Source organism: Microbacterium foliorum (genome assembly GCF_003367705.1).
GTDB lineage: Bacteria > Actinomycetota > Actinomycetes > Actinomycetales > Microbacteriaceae > Microbacterium > Microbacterium foliorum.
Genome location: NZ_CP031425.1, coordinates 1993968 through 2012253 on the forward strand (window position 1 = coordinate 1993968; position 18286 = coordinate 2012253).

Below are 18286 nucleotides of genomic sequence, written 5' to 3' on the forward strand. Positions count from 1 at the left end.
AGGGAGGCACCGTCAGTACACCTCTCGCCGAGGACTCCCTGCGCGCCCATGGACGAGGACCGAGCGGCGCGCCTCGGTAGGGTGGTCGCATGACTGCATGGAGCCGCCACCTGCTGGGAGTCGCCCTGGTTCTCGGGATCGCCGGGCTGCTGTTCGCGGAGCGGCTTCCGCTGTGGTGGAGCCCTGCGTCAGTGGTCTTCATGGTGATCGCAGCCGGCGTGTTCTTGGCGTGCACCGTTCGCGACCACCGACGAACGCGCTCGCGCGGGTGAACGAGAGTGAGGATCGCGATCCCGAGACTCGGTCGCGGTGGCTGACGCCCCTGATCTTCGGACTCGCGGTGTTCCTGGGACTCTGGGTGACCGTCGCGCCGGACGCCGCGAGTGGACGCTGGGTTCAGATCGCCTGCGGCGTGATCGCCGTCAGCGGCGTGATGGTCGCATCGCGACTGCCGATCCTCGCGGTGGTCGTCACCGCATCGGCGACCTCTTTCGCGTGGCTGACCGGAGTGACTGCCGATCCGTTCGTGTTGACGGGATTCGCGGTGTTCAGGCTGGCCGAGATGCGCGGAGGACGCAGGTTTCCGTGGTGGATGTTCACCGGTGCGTTCGTCGTGGTGGTCGCGTCCGCGATCTTCTCCGTCGAAGACACCGAAGGTCGCGCTCGGGGCATGCTGCTGACTGCGCTCGTGCTGTCCGTCGCGTGGGTACTGGGCGTGCGGACTCGAGAGGTCCGGCGCGAAGCCGCAGCCCGGTCGCGCGCGGAGGAGCGACTTCGTCTGGCACGCGACGTGCACGACGTGCTGTCCCACTCCCTGGGTACGATCGGCGTGCGTGCGGGTGTCGCCGCCCACGTCACCACCCTCGACGCCGACGGACTGCGCGAGACGCTGCGCGGTATCGAGAACGATGCGCGGTCCTCGCTGTCCGAGTTGAGCACCCTCCTGAGGCGGGAGCGGTCGGACCTCGAAGCGGATGCCGTGCTGTCGAGTCCCCTCTCCTCCGCGCTTGCGGGCATTGCTCGTACGGCTGAGAAAACCGGTCTGTCCGTGCACCTCGACGTGGGAGATGACATCGATGCGCTCCCGGCCGATGTGCGGACGACACTGCTCCGGATCGTTCAGGAGGCGGTGACGAACGTCGTCCGCCATGCCTCGGCGTCCTGTGTGGCTGTGGGGCTCCGCGTCTCCTCCGACGCAGTGACGATCGACGTCGCGGATGACGGCCGGGGCGCACGGGGCGAGATCAGTCCCGGGAACGGCTTGACCGGTGTGCGTGAGAGAGCCGTGCTGCTGGGTGGCAGGGCGGATTTCACCTCCTCGACCTCCGGATTCACGGTGTCCGCGACGGTGCCCCTGCGAAGAGGCTCGGCGGGAGTCCGCGGATGACGCCGATCAGGGTGCTGATAGCCGATGATGAGCCGTCGATCCGTTCTTCGCTTCGGATGCTGATCGACGACGACACCGACATGGAGGTCGTCGGCGAGTCCGCCGACGGTGAGGCCGCGGTCGAGAGCACCGCGCGTCTGCGCCCCGATGTCGTGCTGATGGACGTGCAGATGCCGCGGATGACGGGGCTGGAAGCCACCCGCATCATGGTCGCGGACGCGCGCGGACCGCGGGTGATCGTGCTCACGATGTTCGACCTCGACGAGTACGTGTACGAGGCGCTGCGTGCCGGCGCGTCGGGTTTCCTGTTGAAGAACAGTCCTCCCGGCGAGGTGCTGCGCGCGATCCGCGTCGCGCATGAGGGCAACGCGCTGCTCGCCCCGGAAGTGACGAAGCGCGTGATCGGACGCTTCGCTCCTCTGCGCGAGGACCGTCGCCTCGAGCACCTCACAGCGCGGGAACGCGAGACGCTCACGCTCATCGGGCGAGGCAGATCGAATGCGGAGATCGCGGCCGAACTGTTCGTCACCGTGACGACGGTGCGCACGTACGTGAGCCGCATCCTCACGAAGCTCCAGACCCGCGACCGTGCGGGGCTCGTCGTGATCGCCTACGAGAACGGCTTGGTGACTCCCGCATCCTGATGATGTCATCGGCGCCCCACGCCTCCGATTGTCGACTCCTGCAGACTGACATCCTCGCCCGGACGCGGTGGGCTGGAGGACATGATCGACATCAGCCATCTGGTCAAACGTCACGGCTCGCACACTGCCGTCGACGACGTGAGCTTCACCGCCCTCCCGGGGCGCGTCACCGGGTTCCTCGGTCCCAACGGCGCAGGAAAGAGCTCGACGCTGCGCATCCTCCTCGGGCTGGATCGCGCGACCAGCGGGACGGCGCTGATCGGCGGGAGCGCCTATCGGTCGCTGGAGCGTCCGCTGTGGAGAGTCGGTGCGATGCTCGACGGCCCCGGTGCGCACAAGGGACGCACCGCCAGGGCGCATCTGCGGTGGGTGGCGCAGTCGAATGCGATTCCCCCACGGCGGGTGGACGAGGTGCTGGAGCTCACCGGCCTGAGTCATGCGGCGAAGACGCGGATCGGCAGGTTCTCGCTCGGCATGGGACAACGTCTCGGCATCGCCGCCGCGCTTCTCGGCGACCCCGACGTGCTGGTGCTCGACGAGCCGACGAACGGGCTCGATCCCGACGGCATCCGGTGGATCAGACGCTTCTTGCGCTCGCTCGCCGACGACGGCAGGACGGTGCTCGTCTCCAGCCACCTGATGAGCGAGATGCAGGACACAGCCGACGACTTCGTGGTCATCGCACGGGGCCGGGTGCTCGCGGCGGGCACCGCCGCTGAGGTGACCGGCATCCATGACACCGTGGAGGACGCGTTCTTCGCACTCACAGACGAGCACACGGAGCACCGGGCCGCGGGCGAGGAAGGGGCCTCGGCATGAGCGGTCTCCTGCGAAGCGCGCTTCCTCTCGCGCGTTCGGAGTCCATGAAGCTCTTCACCGCTCGCGCCACCGGCTCGCTCGCGGCCGTGGCGATTCTCGGCACGTGGCCGATGGCATGGACCAACGCCGCATCCGCCGTGGGCGTGCCCCCTGACGACCCACGGCTGTTCTCCTCCGAACCGGTCCCCCTCGAGTACCAGGGTTTCGAGATGGCCGGCATCGGATACGTCCTCGTCGTCGCCCTCGCCGCGGTGTGGGCCGGAAGCGAATACGGTGGCGGCACACAGATCCGCACGACTCTGCTGTCCACCCCGCAACGACTGCGTGTGTTCCTGATGAAGGCGCTGCTGCTCGCGCTCACCGTCGCGGTGATCGCGTTCCTCACGATGTGGGGCACGCTGGTGATCACCCACGCGGCGAGCTACACGGGCATCGATCCCTGGGCGTTGAATCCTGCGATCTGGGCGCACCTCGGCGGCGTCACGATCGCATGGACGCTCACCGCCCTGATCGCGTTCGCCATCGGCGTGCTCGGACGCACGGCCATCCTGCCGCTCATCCTCGTCGTGCCGCTCGTGATCGGCATCGGCGACTTCCTCGCCGGCTTATGGGGCGGCGCGAAGTATCTCCCGACTGCGGCGGGGGCGGCCCTCTTCTCCGATCCCGCCTCCGGCATCTATCTCGACCCGCTCGCCGGCGGCCTCATCCACACGGCATGGGCAGTGGTTCTGCTCACCGCGGCAGCGGTCGCCTTCGTCCGCCGAGACCTGTGAGGCATCGATGATCCGCTCCCTCCGCGCCGAGTGGACGAAGGCGCTCACCCTGCGCAGTGTTCAGGGAACCCTCGCCGCCGCGCTCCTCGTGCCACCTGCTCTGGCTCTCGCCTCCGGTCTCGCGTTCGACGGCGCGACGGCCGCGGCGCGCTCGTTCCCCGTCGAGTCGCACGGATTCGAGACTGCCGGATTCGGGCAACCGCTGATCATCCTGCTGGCCGCGCTCATCGCCGGATCCGAGTACGCCGATGGACAGCTCCGAACCACCTTGACCGCCACGCCCCGGCGGGGCCGCGTGATCGCCGCGAAGGTCACCGTGATCGCGACGACGACAGTGCTCATCGGCATCCTCGCCACGAGCGCGGCTGTGCTCCTCGCACACGCGGCACTCGGTGAACAGGGGCTCTCGATCAGCGAGTTCTCTGCGGGAATGGGATGGAACGTGGTCGGCGTCGCCGTGAACTACACGCTGATCGGCGTGATCTCCGCAGCGATCACCCTCCTCGCCCGCACGTCGGTCGTGGCGCTCGTCGTACTCGTGCCCGTGGTGCTCGGGCTCTCCCTCTCCCTGCTGGGAGTGCTCCCCTGGGTCAGGTTCCTCCCGGATCTCGCGGGAATCCAGCTCCTGACGGGCTATCCAGGAATCGGACTCCTCGATCCGCTGCCCGGTGGACTCGTGATGGCGACCTGGACGCTGCTGCTCGCGGTCGCATCCTGGCTCGTCTTCCGCACCCGCGACACCGATGGGTGAGGTCGGCGGACCCAGCAGATCCCTGTGACTTCTCGGTGGGCCCTGCCGGGATCGAACCGACGACATCCACGGTGTAAACGTGGCGCTCTACCAGCTGAGCTAAAGGCCCTGGTGACTCCATCCTACAGACGACCCGATGCGCACCGATGTCGTGGAACAGGGCTAGGCTGAGGGCGGCACGCGTTGTGCACAGCCGACAAGGCTGCCCGCGTCGCTTCCCGTTTCATTGGCATGACCTGCCAGCTTGACGAAAGGCTCCCCGTGACTGTGCACGACCAGGATCCCTACTCCCAGGACTCCCTCGACAGCGATCCGGAAGAGACGGGTGAGTGGCAGCAGTCGCTCGACGAGCTCGTCGACGCGAAGGGCCACGGTCGTGGCCGCGAGATCATGCTGAGCCTGTTGAAGCGCTCGAAGGAGCTGCACCTGGGCGTGCCGATGGTCCCGACCACCGACTACATCAACACCATCGCCCCCGAGAACGAGCCCGAGTTCCCCGGCGACGAAGAGATCGAGCGTCGGTACCGTGCGTGGATCCGCTGGAACGCGGCGATCACGGTGCACCGCGCGCAGCGTCCGGGAATCGGCGTCGGCGGGCACATCTCGACCTACGCGTCGTCTGCGGCCCTGTACGAGGTCGGCTTCAACCACTTCTTCAAGGGTGCCGACAACGCCGGCGGCGCCGACCAGATCTTCATCCAGGGGCACGCCTCCCCCGGCACCTACGCCCGCTCCTTCCTCGAAGGACGCCTGAGCGAAGACCAGCTCGACGGATTCCGTCAGGAGAAGTCGCACGCGCCGCACGGCATCCCCTCGTACCCGCACCCGCGTCTGATGCAGGACTACTGGCAGTTCCCGACCGTCTCGATGGGACTCGGTCCGATCAACGCCATCTACCAGGCGATGTCGAACAAGTACCTCGAGAACCGCGGTATCAAAGACACGTCGCAGTCGCACGTCTGGGCCTTCCTCGGCGACGGCGAGATGGACGAGGTCGAGAGCCGCGGGCAGCTCCAGGTGGCCGCCAACGAGGGACTCGACAACCTCACCTTCGTCGTCAACTGCAACCTGCAGCGCCTCGACGGACCCGTGCGCGGAAACGGCAAGATCGTGCAGGAGCTCGAGTCGTTCTTCCGCGGTGCGGGATGGAACGTCATCAAGGTCGTCTGGGGCCGCGAGTGGGACGACCTGCTCGCCCGCGACACCGAGGGCGCGCTGCTCAACCTGATGAACGTCACCCCCGACGGCGACTACCAGACCTACAAGGCCGAGTCCGGCGCCTACGTGCGCGAGCACTTCTTCGGCCGCGACGAGCGCGCCGCCGCCCTCGTGAAGGACTACTCCGACGACGACATCTGGAACCTCAAGCGCGGCGGTCACGACTACCGCAAGGTCTACGCCGCGTTCAAGGCTGCGACCGAGCACAAGGGCAAGCCCACCGTCATCCTCGCGAAGACCGTCAAGGGCTACGGCCTCGGTCCGCAGTTCGAGGGCCGCAACGCGACCCACCAGATGAAGAAGATGACGCTGGACAACCTCAAGACGTTCCGCGACGCCATGCACATCCCGATCACGGACGCGCAGCTCGAAGAGAACCCGTACCTTCCCCCGTACTACAACCCCGGGCCGCAGGACGAGACGATCCAGTACATGCTCGAGCGCCGTCAGGCTCTCGGCGGCTTCCTGCCGGAGCGCCGCTCGACGCACGTGGGTCTCGAGCTGCCGGGCGACGCGGCGTACGCGCTTCCCAAGAAGGGCTCCGGCACACAGGAGATCGCCACCACCATGGCGTTCGTCCGCCTGCTGAAGGATCTGCTCCGCTCGAAGGACTTCGGCCACCGCATCGTGCCGATCATCCCGGACGAGGCTCGTACGTTCGGTATGGACGCGTACTTCCCGACGGCCAAGATCTACAACCCGAACGGCCAGCACTACACCTCGGTCGACCGTGAGCTGCTCCTGGCCTACAAGGAGAGCCCGCAGGGCCAGATCATGCACGTCGGCATCAACGAGGCGGGCGCCCTGGCGGCGTTCACCGCGACCGGAACGTCGTACGCCACGCACGGCGAGCCGCTGATCCCGGTCTATCTCTTCTACTCGATGTTCGGATTCCAGCGCACGGGCGACGCTCAGTGGGCCGCAGGCGACCAGATGGCCCGCGGGTTCATCATGGGGGCCACAGCGGGCCGCACGACTCTCACGGGTGAAGGTCTGCAGCACGCCGACGGTCACTCGCACCTGCTGGCGTCGACCAACCCCGCGACGGTCTCGTACGACCCCGCCTACGGCTACGAGATCGCCCACATCATGCGCTCCGGTCTCGAGCGCATGTACGGCGGCGAGCACGAAGACCCGAACGTCATGTACTACATCACGCTCTACAACGAGCCGATCGTCATGCCTGCCGAGCCGGAGGGTGTCGACGTCGACGGCATCGTGCGCGGCATCCACCGCATCTCCGTCGGCGAGGGCGAGGGTCCTCGGGCCCAGCTGTTCGCCTCGGGCGTCGGACTCCCCTGGGCCCTCGAGGCGCAGGAGCTGCTGAAGAACGACTGGGGCGTGATCGCCGACGTCTGGTCGGTCACCTCGTGGACCGAGCTGCGCCGCGACGGCCTCGCCGCCGACGAGCACAACTTCCTGCACCCCGAGGAAGAGCCGCGCACGGCCTACCTCACGCAGAAGCTGCAGGGCGCCGAGGGTCCGGTCGTCGCGGTGAGCGACTTCATGCATGCCGTGCAGGACCAGATCCGGCCGTGGGTGCCCCAGCGTTTCGCGACGTTGGGCGCAGACGGCTTCGGCTTCTCGGACACGCGCGCCGCGGCCCGACGCTTCTTCAAGATCGACGGACCGTCGATCGTGGTCCGCACGCTGCAGTCGCTCGCCGAAGACGGCGTCGTCGATCGTTCGCTCGCGGCGCAGGCGATCCAGAAGTACAGCCTGCACGACGTCAACGCGGGCACCAGCGGCAACGCGGGTGGCGAGAGCTGACCATCAGTGACAGGATCCTCTTCGCGCGGTATGGATAAGACCGCGACGCTCACCTGGCTGCGCCGCATCTCCGGCGACATCGCCTCGGTGACGATCAAGCGACTCGAGGACACCCTCCCCTGGTACGCCGTGATGCCACCGGCCCGCCGCTCTGCGGTCGGGCTGGTGGCTCAGGCGGGCATCACCTCGTTCATCCAGTGGTACGAGGACCCGACGTCGACACCGTGGATCGCGGCCGACATCTTCGCGGCAGCACCACGCGAGCTCCTGCGCAGCGTGAGCCTGCAGCAGACGCTGCAGCTCATTCGCGTCACGGTCGAGGTGACCGAAGAGCGCGTCGCCGGCAAGGGCGCGGATCTGCGCGAGGCGATCCTGCTCTACTCTCGCGATGTCGCGTTCGCTGCGGCCGACGTGTATGCCAGGGCCGCCGAAGCCCGCGGGCTCTGGGACGCGCGTCTCGAAGCCCTCGTGGTGGACTCCATCCTCACCGGCGAAGCCGACGAAGAGCTTCCGAGCCGGATCGCCGCGCTCGGCTGGCACGGACACGGTGAGGTCGCGGTGCTCGTGGGCACGACGCCGCCGCAGTTCGATGTCGACCTCGTTCGGCGCACGGCCCGCAAGCTCGCCGTCGACGTGCTCATCGGCGTTCAGGGCTCCCGGCTCGTGCTCGTGATCGGTCGCGCGCGGATCGAGGGCCAGGAGGCGCCCGAGAGCGAGGAGGAGGAGCTCGGCTTCGAAGAGATCGCGGCGAGACTCGAGCCGTCGTTCGGCCCCGGATACGTCGTGCTCGGCCCCGCGGTGGCCGCCCTCGTCGACGCCAGCCAGAGTGCGCGCGCCGCCCTCGCGGGATTCGCCGTCGCGCGCGCATGGCGCAGCGCCCCTCGTCCCGTCGAGGCAGACGATCTGCTGCCCGAGCGCGCCCTCGCCGGCGACCCGCTCGCCAAGCAGACTCTGATCGAGCGCATCTACCGCCCGCTGCAGGCGCATTCGACCGACCTCGTCACGACCCTGTGGAGCTATCTCGACAACGGCCGTTCGCTCGAGGCCACGGCGCGCGAGCTCTTCGTGCACCCGAACACGGTGCGCTACCGCCTCAAGCGCGTCAGCGAGGTCATCGGCTGGGATGCCACAGGGCCCCGCGAGGCGCTGATCCTGCAGACGTCTCTGATCCTCGGTTCGATCGGTGCTGCCGAGAACGTGCGCCGCCGACCGCCGCTGCGCCGCACGCCGCGCTGAATCCGGCCGGACTCGACCTTCCGCTGTTCGCCACACACAAGGGATCTTCGGAATCTTGTGATGGATCATCCACCACTTCGGGCGGATCGTTGGCAGACTGGGGATGTGATTGTCGTCGTATGCCCAGGACAGGGCTCGCAGACCCCCGGTTTCCTCTCCCCCTGGCTCGAGCTGGACGGCGTGGCCGAGAAGCTCGCCACCTACTCCGCCGCCGCTGAGGTCGACCTCCAGCAGCACGGCACGGTGTCGGATGCCGACACGATCCGTGACACGCGGATCGCGCAGCCGCTCATCGTCGCCGCATCCCTCATCGCCGCAGATGCTCTCGCGGCGCGTGCCGGCCGCCGAGCCGATGGCATCGCCGGCCATTCCGTGGGCGAGATCGCCGCACTGGTCGGCAGCGGGGTGATCGATGCCGAGACCGGCATGCGACTCGTCGGCATCCGCGGCCGCGCCATGGCCGAAGCGGCGGCGCAGACTCCGACGGGCATGAGCGCCGTGCTCGGCGGCGACGAGGAGACGATCCTCACCCGCCTCAGCGAGCTCGGTCTCTCCCCTGCCAACTACAACGGAGGCGGCCAGCTCGTCGTCGCCGGCGAACTGGCCGGGCTCGACGCACTGTCGACAGAACCGGTGAAGGGCACCCGGGTGATCCCGCTGCAGGTGGCGGGCGCATTCCACACCTCGTACATGGCCGCAGCCGTCGCCGCTCTGCGTGACGCCGTCTCGACGGTCACCCCGTCCGATCCCGACCTCACGCTGTGGACCAACCGCGACGGATCCATCGTCACCGATGGCGCCCAGGCGCTGGACTACCTCGTCGATCAGGTGTCCTCGCCCGTGCGCTGGGATCTGTGCATGGCCTCGTTCGCCGATCAGGGCATCACCGGGCTCATCGAGCTCGCCCCCGCCGGTGCGCTCACCGGTCTCGCCAAGCGCGGCCTGCGGGGCATCCCCGCTGTCGCCGTCAAGACCCCCGATGACCTCGATGCGGCCGTCGCGCTGCTGAACGGAGACGCCGCATGAGCGCCACGCTGAACCAGATCTCAGGCCCCGCGTACACGCGCATCTACTCGTACGGCGCGGCGCGCGGTGAGAACGCGGTCCCCAACGACGATCTGATCGGACCCATCGATTCGAGCGACGAGTGGATCCGCCAGCGCACCGGCATCGTGACCCGTGTGCGCGCCGACAAGGGCACCGACGCGATCGATCTCGCCACCACTGCGGCCGCCGAGGCCATCGAGAAGTCGGGCATCTCCGCAGACCAGGTGGATCTGGTCATCGTCGCGACCATCAGCAACCCGAAGCAGTCCCCCTCGGTCTCCGCCATCGTGGCCGATCGCGTGGGCGCCAACCCCGCCGCGGCGTACGACATCAACGCGGCCTGCGCCGGGTACGCGTACGCCGTGACTCAGGCCGACGCGCTGATCAAGTCGGGTGCCGCCCGCTATGCGCTCGTGATCGGCACCGAGAAGCTCTCCGACATCGTCGATCCCGCCGATCGCAGCATCTCGTTCCTTCTGGGCGACGGCGCGGGTGCCGCGCTGATCGGCCCGAGCGACACGCCCGGCATCGCCCCCGCGGTGTGGGGTTCCGACGGCTCCAAGGCCGACGCCGTGGGGATGAACGGCACCCTGACCGAGTTCCGCGACGGCGAGGTGCCGTGGCCGACCCTCCGCCAGGAGGGCCAGACGGTGTTCCGCTGGGCGGTGTGGGAGATGGCGAAGGTCGCGCGTGAGGCGCTCGACCGCGCCGGCGTCGAGCCGTCCGACATCGCCGCGTTCATCCCGCACCAGGCGAACATGCGCATCATCGACGAGTTCGCGAAGCAGCTCAAGCTGCCCGAGTCCACGGTGATCGCACGCGACATCGAGACGACGGGCAACACCTCGGCCGCCTCGATCCCGCTCGCCAGCCACCGGCTGATGGCCGAGCACCCCGAGCTCTCGGGCGGCCTGGCCCTGCAGATCGGCTTCGGCGCGGGCCTCGTGTTCGCCGCCCAGGTCGTCGTCCTCCCCTGACAACACGCTGACTGTCCCTAGACTGTTCCACGGTTCCGAATACAACCCGTAAGAAAGAGGAAGACCACATGGCTTTCACCAACGATGAGGTCCTCGCTGGCCTCGCTGAGCTGATCACCGATGAGACCGGCATCAACGCTTCCGAGGTCGCCCTCGAGAAGTCGTTCACCGACGACCTCGACATCGACTCGATCTCGATGATGACGATCGTCGTCAACGCCGAGGAGAAGTTCGGCGTCACCATCCCCGACGACGAGGTCAAGAACCTCAAGACCGTCGGCGACGCCGTCTCCTTCATCGTCGCAGGCCAGGAGTAGTCCACGCAGGATGCCACCCCCGCGTCCGCGGGGTGTGGCATCCTCCGCCTTGCCCTCTCCCTGCTCGACCCGCCCGTTAAGGAACCACTCATGACCAAGCGCATCGTCGTCACCGGCATCGGCGCCACGTCCGCCATCGGCGGGACAGCACCCGAGAACTGGACGAACCTGCTCGCAGGGCAGTCCGGAACCCGCACCCTCGAGCACGACTGGGTGCAGCAGTACGAGCTTCCCGTCACCTTCGCCGCTGAGGCGATCGTCCGGCCCGAGGAGGTCCTGCCCCGCCACGAGGCGAAGCGGCTCGACCCCTCGTCGCAGTTCGCCCTCATCGCGGCCCGTGAGGCCTGGGCGGATGCCGGCGAGCCCGAGGTCGCCCCCGAGCGACTCGGCGTCGATTTCGCCACTGGCATCGGCGGTCTCTGGACGCTCCTCGACGCCTGGGACACCCTGCGTGAGAAGGGCCCGCGTCGGGTGATGCCCCTGACCGTCCCGATGCTGATGCCGAACGCGGCGGCGGGCAACCTGTCGCTGCAGTTCCAGGCGCGCGCCTATGCGCAGACCGTGGTGAGCGCCTGTGCCTCGAGCACCGAGTCGATCATCCACGCCTTCCACCACCTGCAGGACGGCCTGGCCGATGTCGTGATCGCCGGGGGCACCGAATCGGCCATCCACCCGATCACGATGGCGTCCTTCGCTTCGGCGCAGGCGCTCTCGCGGCGCAACGACGACCCCGCGACCGCATCGCGGCCCGGCGCGATCGACCGTGACGGCTTCGTCATGGGCGAAGGCGCTGCGGCCCTGATCCTCGAGACCGAGGAGCACGCCAAGGCGCGCGGCGCGAAGATCTACGGGTATGTGCTCGGCGGCGGCGTCACGGCCGACGCGTACCACATCACCGGCAACGACCCTGAAGGCACCGGCGCGGCGCGCGCCGTCACGCAGGCGCTCGACGAGGCCGGGATCACCGCCGATCAGATCGCGCACATCAACGCGCACGCGACGTCGACCCCGGTGGGCGACCCCAACGAGTACGTCGCTCTTCGCAAGGTGTTCGGCGAGCGGATCGACGAGATCCCGGTGTCGGCGACGAAGGCCTCGACCGGCCACCTGCTCGGCGGTACCGGAGCCCTCGAGGCGATCTTCGCGCTTCTCGCACTGCGCGATCGTGTCGCACCTCCGACCATCAACATGACCGAGCCCGACCCGGCCGTGCCGTTCAGACTGTCGGGCGAGGCCCAGCCTCTCGGCGAGGGCACGCTGTACGCCATCAGCAACTCGTTCGGATTCGGCGGCCACAACGCCGTCGCCGTCTTCTCCAACGCCGACTGACGCCGAGGCGCGACCGAATCAGACGCACGAGAGCGGCCCCCGGGGATTCCCGGGGGCCGCTCTCGTGCCTCAGCGCATCGTCACACTCGGGCGAGCTGTCGCGACCGCGCCTGGCGCAGTCGCGTCGTCCACGGCAGGAACCAGCCGACCAGTGGCCCGACGCCGAACGCGAAGAGCACCGTGCCGACGCCCACCGGACCGCCGAGCAGGAACCCGATGAGCAGCACGCTCCCCTCGATGAGCGTGCGCACGAGCCAGACCGGCCACCCCGTCCGGCGGACCAGACCGGTCATGAGCCCGTCACGCGGCCCCGGACCGAAGTCCGCCGCGATGTACAGTCCGGTCGCGAACGCGAGGAGCACGAGACCGGCAAGGAACATGGGCGCGCCGATCCAGACCGACGGCGGCTCGGGAATCAGCACGAGCGCGAGATCGGCGCTCGGCCCCACGAGCAGGGCGTTGAGGAGGGTGCCGAGTCCGACACGCTGCCGCAGCGGGATCCACAGCGCCAGAACGAGGATCGACACGAGCACCGTGACGGTGCCGTAGCCGATTCCGGTCTGTCCGGCGACGCCCAGTGCGAGGACGTCCCACGGCGCCACTCCGATGCCCCCGTGCACCATGAGCCCGAGCGCGACGCCGTAGAGGAAGAGACCGACCAGGAGCTGCACGAGGCGCTCGAGGAGGTCGCGTCTGCTCGTCGCGGAGATCGGCAGGAAGAGGGAACGGGGCTGCATCGTTCCATCGTGGACCGGCGCGACGCTCGGGACTCCAGACCACTCGACGGAAAGTGGCCTGCGAACACCAGTCCACTTTGCGGCATCATGGGGATATGGCCTCACGACTCGTCGAGCAGCTGGGTGGGCAGAACGCCGCCGGTGCCAGCGCGACATCCCTGGCGGAGCAGATCCGTGCGCTGATCCTCGACGGCCGGCTGACCGTGGGCGAACGGCTGCCGAGCGAGCGGGCTCTGGCCCTCGAGCTGCGCCGATCCCGATCGACGACGACTCGCGTCTACGGGCTGCTCGAGGGCGACGGCTACGTGGTGCGCCGACATGGCGGGAGCACGCGGGTCGCGCTGCCGCACACGGCACACCGTCTCTCCGACCCCGATGACGACGAGGCGATCGACCTCTCCATCGCCTCGATGGACTCGACGCCTGGACTCTACGACGCCACTGTGAGATCGCTGCCGCGCCTCGCGGCGCTGCGCGGCACCAGCGGGTACTCGCTGCGTGGTCTGCCCGAGCTGCGCGACGCCGTCGCCGCCCGGTTCACCGATCGCGGCGTCGAGACCGATCCCGATGAGATCATCATCACCTCCGGCGCGGTCAACGCCTTCAACCTGATCCTCGCCACGATCGGACGCCGTGGCGAACGCGCCCTGGTCGAGCAGCCCACCTTTCCGCACGCGCTCGAAGCACTGCACCGGTACGGCTACCGGATGCTCCCGACTCCGGTCGATGTCACCGGCTGGGACGAGCGACACGTCACCGACACCCTTCTGCGGAGCCGCCCGCACCTCGCGTACCTGATCCCCGACTTCCACAATCCGACCGGGGCGACCATGAGCGACGCCGAGCGCTCCCGCATCGCGACCACCGCGCGGAGCACGGGGACGCATGTGGTCGTCGACGAGACGACCGCCGAACTCGACATCGATCGAGGATGGGCGCCGCTGCCGATGTCCGCCCACAGCCCGCAGGTGATCACGGTGGGATCGATGTCGAAGATCGCCTGGGGCGGCCTGAGGATCGGGTGGATCCGTGCGGACCGTGCGCTCATCGCCCGGTTGATCTCCACCCGCCCTTCGTTCGAACTCGGCACCGCGCTGCTCGAGCAGTGCATCGCCGTGGAGCTGCTGCAGGACATGCCCGCTCTCACCGCGCACGTCGCGTCACGCCTGCGCGCAGGCAGGGCGGCGGTGGCAGCCGGTCTCGGCGCGCTCGGCGGGCTCACCATGCCGCCCACGAGCGGGGGCCTGTCCACCTGGCTCGATCTCGGCGCACCCGTGTCGACGGAACTGTCGCTCGCGGCCCGGCGGCACGGGCTGATCGTGCCGCCAGGTCCGCGCTTCACCACCGGCGGAGTTCTGGAGCGTCGACTGCGCGTCCCCATCACCCTCTCCCCCGAGCGGACGACCGATGCGATGGAGCGTCTGGGCCGGGCGTGGACCCACGTGATGAGCGGAGGCGCGACGGTCGACGAGCAGGCCCCCCGCGCGGCTGTCATCTGAGCACAGACGAGGACCCCGTCCCTGGATCAGGGGCGGGGTCCTCGTCATGTGGAGCGGGGATTCACCTTCTCGGCGTCCGGGACATGTCACCGGCATCCGATACTCGTGCCTTCCCGCTCCAGGTCTGTGCCGGGCTCTAGCCCACCTTGTGCAGCCAGACGACGCGCGCGTCATCGCTGGCGTGACGGAACGGCTCGAGCTCCTCATCCCAGGCCGACCCCAAGGCGATGTCGAGCTCACGCTGCAGTTCGGTCGCACTGCCCGCGGCGATCTCCATCGCGTAGCGGATGCGGTCCTCGCCGATGACGATGTTGCCCGCCGCGTCGGTCTGCGCATAGTGGATGCCGAGATCGGGCGTGTGCAACCACCGGCCGCCGTCGCTGCGAGGCGTCGGGTCCTCGGTCACCTCGAAGCGCAGGTGCTCCCAGCCGCGGATCGCCGTCGCCAGGGCGGCTCCCGTCCCGACCGGGCCGTCCCAGTAGAACTCCGCGCGTCGAGCGCCGTCGAGCACCGGCTGATCGCTCCAGTCGAAGTTCACAGCGCGACCGATAGCGCGTCCGACCGCCCATTCCAGGTGCGGGCAGAGCGCGCGAGGGGCAGAGTGGACGAAAACCACTCCGCGTGCGTAAGCCGTCGCCATGATCTCTCCGTTTCATCAGGTGCGTCTTCCCCAACGACCTGAAACACCGAGAACTGGCGTGAATATGCGGTTATGCGCCTATTCTCGCCCAGACCAGGCGAAATCACAAGCGTGTGATTCGACGACGAAGGCCCCGGTCACAGAGACCGGGGCCCTCGGACCATGTCGGTCCACGTTCAGGCGAAGATCACGCCTCGCTCATGGCCTGCTTGACCTGCTGACCCTTAGCCGCGTAGTACGCGGCGCGAGCGGCGTCACGACGAGCCTGCTCGGCGTATCCGGCCTCGAGGACGTCCTGCGGGACCTCGACGTTCGGCACGTCGTCGGTGCCGTGGTACTTCTCGATGTAGGCGTCGAGCTCGGGGCCCGAGGTCCACGACGTGATGAGGCAGTACCGCGGCTCGGTGCCCACGTGGGTCGCCGCGTGCCACAGACGCTGCGTGTCGACGATGAGCTGCGCTCCCGCCGGCAGGGCGATGCGGTACTCGACGCTCGGGTCGGTGCGGTTCTCACGCAGGACGAAGAAGCTGTCCTTGTCGTCGCTGAGGTTGAAGAAGCCTCGCACGACCCATCCGGTGCCGTCGGGGTTCAGACGGTTGTTGTCATCCTGGTGCAGGTTGTACAGGCACTCGCCGTACGGGGTGGGCTGCAGCTCGATGACACGGCAGCGCCCGACGTTCGCACCGGGCTCCTGGGCGCGACGCGTCAGGTTGGGGGCCTTGGCGGTCTGGGAGTCGATCCAGACGCCGTCCTTGTCGGTGCGCGGCGGCTTGTGGTTCCAGAAGCCGTTGCACTCGATCTCGCCCTTGGCGCTGGCGAGCGGCGCGAAGCGGGTGTCGCCCGACGACTTCCAGTCGTTGTACTCGATGTCGAGCCACTCCTTGGGGTCGAGCTCCTGGTCGTAGCTGTCGAGAACGACGAAGCCCTTGTCTTCGAGCGCCTGTGACTTGATGTATCCCATGATCTAGGTCATGTCCTCTCATCGGGGGCCAGCACGTTTTAACAGGCCCTGATAAGGCAAGCCTAACAGGGCACCTCTGGAGCGCCGCCGAAGCCCGCCGTGAATAAGCGAATAGACTGAATCGGGCGCCTGGCGACTCCTCGGCGCCGGGCGTTACGGGAGGACGAGACACCAGCATGAGCACTGCGACGAACGTCGAGGCGACAGCTGTCAATACGATCGAGTGGCTCGCAGCGGACTCCACGACCATCGTCGTCCCGGTGTATCAGCGGCAGTACCGGTGGGACATCGGCGGCTGCGAGCAGCTCCTCTCCGATGTGCGAGCCGTCGCCCGCGAGAGCTCGTCGCACCGGCACTTCATCGGCTCGATCCTCTCGGCCGCCGACGATTCCGACGCCGACACCGAGCTGGTGCTGATCGACGGCCAGCAGCGGATCACCACGATCATGCTGCTCGTGGCCGCGTTGCAGCACGCGGTGCGCGACAGCTCGCCCGAGCTCGCCGCAGAACTGGGCCGCGTCCTGGTGCGCCCCGACGATCCCCGCAGGACGAAGCTGCGTCCGCACGACGCCTGGGCCGAGCTCTACGAGTCCGTGGTGCTGGATCGCGGCGACCACGCAGACCGCGAGTCACGCTTCGACGACAACTACGCGTTCTTCCGCAGTCAGGTGCATGCCGACGAGGCGGCGGCGATCTGGCAGGGCCTGCAGCGACTCGAGCACGTGTCCATCACGCTCGGCGCAGGCGCGAACGCGCAGCAGATCTTCGAGAGCCTCAATTCGACGGGCGAGCCGCTGCGCGACCACGAGCTCATCCACAACTACATCCTGATGGGGCTCACGCACACCGAGCAGCTCGATGTGGAGGCGCGCTTCTGGCTCCCCATCGAACACCACGCGGGCGAGAACATCGCGGCGTTCTGGCGGCACTACCTCGTCATGACGACGGGCCGCGAGGTCGCCGCGAACGGCGAGCACGGGGTGTACAGCGCGTTCCGACAGTCGTTCCCGCGCGTCGACGTCGACCATCTGCAGGCGGATGCCGAGGTGTGGCGGCACTACGCCGAGATCTACGGCATCCTGCTGGATCCCTCTCTCGAGAAGGACTCCGAGATCGCACGGCAGCTGCGATTCGTCAACACCTTCGGACGCGCCTCGTACCCGCTCGTGCTGAGCGCGTACAGCGACCATGCCAGGGGGCTCATCCCGCGCGACGAGCTGATCCGCACGCTGGAGCGGATCCAGGCGATGTACCTGAGACGCGCACTCGTCAACCTGCCCAACGAGCGTCTCATCGCCAGACTCTGCCGGGCGCGCAGCGACGGACCCGACGCTCTCGAGCGGGCCTTCGCGCGCATCACCCCGTCGGACGAGCGGGTGAGCGCGGTGCTCAAGTACAGCGAGCTCCCCCACCCGGCGTACGTCCTCGGCCGTCTGGAAGACGTCGACGACACCGACGGTTTCGACGTCGAGCACATCGTTCCCACCGTCCCCAGCGACAGCTGGTCGGGCGACGGAGCGCGCGAGTGGATCGACTACTCCGACGACGAGCGCAACGCCCACCGCGCACTGGCACCCACCCTCGGCAACCTGACACTGCTGGAGCAGGGCCTGTCGGAGCGGTACTTCGGCGAGCCGTACACCGTGAAGCGCGCAACGGCGTACGCGCGCAGCGCCGTGCCCGAGACCGCGGCGCTGCAGTCGGTCGAGACCTGGGGAACGGCGACGATCTCACAGCGCACCGTGCGGCTCACGGCCGAGCTCCTGCGCATCTGGGCGCGGCCCGCACTCACCGAGATCGACGACGACGGCCTGACGCCGATCCTCGACGCCGTGCGGCGCCGAGGCTGGCCCGCGGGCTGGGAGCGGGAGTTCGAGTACGTCGAGTACCGCGGAGAGCGCTGGGAGGTCTACGACGTCCGGCACCTGTTCAACCGCGTCTTCCGGCGCGCATGGACGGACACCCGCGATGCGGCGGTCTCGTACTGTGTCGCGCACGGCGGGCCGATCTACGAGGGGACCGCGTGGAAGGGGCAGTGGGACCAGCTCGACGACACCCATCACCTCTACATGGGATGGGATTCCACCTACATGATGAGTGCCGTCCAAGGCGTCCTCCAGGAGGCGGACATCGCCTCGGAGGTCTTCGTGAAGTACTCCTACATCGGGAACGTGATGTGAC

17 protein-coding genes and 1 tRNA gene are annotated in these 18286 nt (G+C 68.3%); 14 read left to right on the forward strand and 4 right to left on the reverse strand.

Annotated features, from left to right (window positions below; translation table 11 throughout):
• Positions 1–89 precede the first annotated feature (89 nt).
• The 6 genes from DXT68_RS16940 (at position 90) to DXT68_RS09345 (ending at position 4374) form a co-directional block, all read left to right on the forward strand.
• Positions 90–272 (forward strand): hypothetical protein, encoded by a 183-nt coding sequence (locus tag DXT68_RS16940; protein ID WP_045254532.1) that lies wholly within the window; start codon positions 90–92, stop codon positions 270–272.
• On the forward strand, positions 269–1387 hold the full coding sequence (locus tag DXT68_RS09325; RefSeq protein WP_045254533.1) for a sensor histidine kinase: 1119 nt from the start codon (positions 269–271) through the stop codon (positions 1385–1387). The genes DXT68_RS16940 and DXT68_RS09325 overlap by 4 nt, the downstream gene beginning before the upstream one ends.
• Positions 1384–2031 carry a response regulator transcription factor gene (locus tag DXT68_RS09330; RefSeq protein ID WP_045254534.1) on the forward strand — a complete coding sequence of 216 codons (648 nt, stop codon included), beginning with the start codon at positions 1384–1386 and terminating at the stop codon, positions 2029–2031. Before DXT68_RS09325 ends, DXT68_RS09330 begins: the two co-directional genes overlap by 4 nt.
• 81 nt (positions 2032–2112) lie before the next feature.
• Positions 2113–2850, forward strand: coding sequence for an ABC transporter ATP-binding protein (locus DXT68_RS09335; RefSeq protein ID WP_045254535.1), 738 nt, complete (start codon positions 2113–2115; stop codon positions 2848–2850).
• On the forward strand, positions 2847–3623 hold the full coding sequence (locus DXT68_RS09340) for an ABC transporter permease (RefSeq protein ID WP_045254536.1): 777 nt from the start codon (positions 2847–2849) through the stop codon (positions 3621–3623). Before DXT68_RS09335 ends, DXT68_RS09340 begins: the two co-directional genes overlap by 4 nt.
• Before the next feature lie 7 nt (positions 3624–3630).
• On the forward strand, positions 3631–4374 hold the full coding sequence (locus tag DXT68_RS09345) for an ABC transporter permease (RefSeq protein WP_052677763.1): 744 nt from the start codon (positions 3631–3633) through the stop codon (positions 4372–4374).
• Between the two features lie 36 nt (positions 4375–4410).
• Here DXT68_RS09345 and DXT68_RS09350 read toward each other — a convergent pair.
• A tRNA-Val gene (locus DXT68_RS09350) sits at positions 4411–4483 on the reverse strand.
• A gap of 152 nt (positions 4484–4635) precedes the next feature.
• Here DXT68_RS09350 and aceE point away from each other — a divergent pair.
• The 6 genes from aceE to DXT68_RS09380 all read left to right on the forward strand — a co-directional run bounded on the left by aceE (position 4636) and on the right by DXT68_RS09380 (position 12268).
• On the forward strand, positions 4636–7362 hold the full coding sequence (gene aceE, locus DXT68_RS09355; protein WP_045254537.1) for a pyruvate dehydrogenase (acetyl-transferring), homodimeric type: 2727 nt from the start codon (positions 4636–4638) through the stop codon (positions 7360–7362).
• Positions 7363–7392: 30 nt separating this feature from the next.
• Entirely contained in the window at positions 7393–8598 is a 1206-nt protein-coding gene (locus DXT68_RS09360) for a PucR family transcriptional regulator (protein WP_045254538.1), read from the forward strand.
• A gap of 105 nt (positions 8599–8703) precedes the next feature.
• On the forward strand, positions 8704–9624 hold the full coding sequence (locus tag DXT68_RS09365; RefSeq protein ID WP_045254539.1) for an ACP S-malonyltransferase: 921 nt from the start codon (positions 8704–8706) through the stop codon (positions 9622–9624).
• Positions 9621–10622 (forward strand): beta-ketoacyl-ACP synthase III, encoded by a 1002-nt coding sequence (locus DXT68_RS09370; RefSeq protein WP_045254540.1) that lies wholly within the window; start codon positions 9621–9623, stop codon positions 10620–10622. The genes DXT68_RS09365 and DXT68_RS09370 overlap by 4 nt, the downstream gene beginning before the upstream one ends.
• Before the next feature lie 68 nt (positions 10623–10690).
• The gene (locus tag DXT68_RS09375) at positions 10691–10939 is read left to right on the forward strand and encodes an acyl carrier protein (RefSeq protein ID WP_017830435.1); all 249 of its coding nucleotides are present in this window, start codon (positions 10691–10693) and stop codon (positions 10937–10939) included.
• 90 nt (positions 10940–11029) lie between these two features.
• On the forward strand, positions 11030–12268 hold the full coding sequence (locus tag DXT68_RS09380) for a beta-ketoacyl-[acyl-carrier-protein] synthase family protein (protein WP_045254541.1): 1239 nt from the start codon (positions 11030–11032) through the stop codon (positions 12266–12268).
• Positions 12269–12348: 80 nt separating this feature from the next.
• On the opposite strand, the gene yczE is transcribed toward DXT68_RS09380, so the two are convergent.
• Positions 12349–13005, reverse strand: a complete 657-nt coding sequence (yczE, locus tag DXT68_RS09385) for a membrane protein YczE (protein WP_045254542.1) — start codon at positions 13003–13005, stop codon at positions 12349–12351.
• 95 nt (positions 13006–13100) lie between these two features.
• Here yczE and yczR point away from each other — a divergent pair, with 95 nt between their 5' ends.
• Positions 13101–14504, forward strand: a complete 1404-nt coding sequence (yczR, locus tag DXT68_RS09390; protein ID WP_045254543.1) for a MocR-like transcription factor YczR — start codon at positions 13101–13103, stop codon at positions 14502–14504.
• Between the two features lie 136 nt (positions 14505–14640).
• Here the strand turns inward: yczR and DXT68_RS09395 are convergent, their stop codons facing one another.
• Positions 14641–15144, reverse strand: a complete 504-nt coding sequence (locus DXT68_RS09395; protein WP_045254544.1) for a DUF3145 domain-containing protein — start codon at positions 15142–15144, stop codon at positions 14641–14643.
• Between the two features lie 187 nt (positions 15145–15331).
• Positions 15332–16105, reverse strand: a complete 774-nt coding sequence (locus DXT68_RS09400; RefSeq protein ID WP_045254545.1) for a hypothetical protein — start codon at positions 16103–16105, stop codon at positions 15332–15334.
• Positions 16106–16281: 176 nt separating this feature from the next.
• On the opposite strand from DXT68_RS09400, the gene DXT68_RS09405 reads away from it, so the two are divergent.
• A complete protein-coding gene (locus DXT68_RS09405) occupies positions 16282–18285 on the forward strand; it encodes a DUF262 domain-containing protein (protein ID WP_045254546.1) in 2004 nt (667 codons plus the stop codon).
• The last annotated feature ends 1 nt before the right edge of the window (position 18286 follow it).

Excerpts from the sequence above, each read along its gene's own strand:
- DXT68_RS16940 (WP_045254532.1), top strand. The coding sequence starts at position 90 with ATGACTGCATGGAGCCGCCACCTGCTGGGAGTCGCCCTGGTTCTCGGG.
- DXT68_RS09330 (WP_045254534.1), top strand. The coding sequence starts at position 1,384 with ATGACGCCGATCAGGGTGCTGATAGCCGATGATGAGCCGTCGATCCGT.
- DXT68_RS09335 (WP_045254535.1), top strand. The coding sequence starts at position 2,113 with ATGATCGACATCAGCCATCTGGTCAAACGTCACGGCTCGCACACTGCC.
- DXT68_RS09340 (WP_045254536.1), top strand. The coding sequence starts at position 2,847 with ATGAGCGGTCTCCTGCGAAGCGCGCTTCCTCTCGCGCGTTCGGAGTCC.
- DXT68_RS09345 (WP_052677763.1), top strand. The coding sequence starts at position 3,631 with ATGATCCGCTCCCTCCGCGCCGAGTGGACGAAGGCGCTCACCCTGCGC.
- DXT68_RS09360 (WP_045254538.1), top strand. The coding sequence starts at position 7,393 with ATGGATAAGACCGCGACGCTCACCTGGCTGCGCCGCATCTCCGGCGAC.
- DXT68_RS09370 (WP_045254540.1), top strand. The coding sequence starts at position 9,621 with ATGAGCGCCACGCTGAACCAGATCTCAGGCCCCGCGTACACGCGCATC.
- DXT68_RS09375 (WP_017830435.1), top strand. The coding sequence starts at position 10,691 with ATGGCTTTCACCAACGATGAGGTCCTCGCTGGCCTCGCTGAGCTGATC.
- DXT68_RS09380 (WP_045254541.1), top strand. The coding sequence starts at position 11,030 with ATGACCAAGCGCATCGTCGTCACCGGCATCGGCGCCACGTCCGCCATC.
- yczE (WP_045254542.1), bottom strand. The coding sequence starts at position 13,005 with ATGCAGCCCCGTTCCCTCTTCCTGCCGATCTCCGCGACGAGCAGACGC.
- yczR (WP_045254543.1), top strand. The coding sequence starts at position 13,101 with ATGGCCTCACGACTCGTCGAGCAGCTGGGTGGGCAGAACGCCGCCGGT.
- DXT68_RS09395 (WP_045254544.1), bottom strand. The coding sequence starts at position 15,144 with ATGGCGACGGCTTACGCACGCGGAGTGGTTTTCGTCCACTCTGCCCCT.
- DXT68_RS09400 (WP_045254545.1), bottom strand. The coding sequence starts at position 16,105 with ATGGGATACATCAAGTCACAGGCGCTCGAAGACAAGGGCTTCGTCGTT.
- DXT68_RS09405 (WP_045254546.1), top strand. The coding sequence starts at position 16,282 with ATGAGCACTGCGACGAACGTCGAGGCGACAGCTGTCAATACGATCGAG.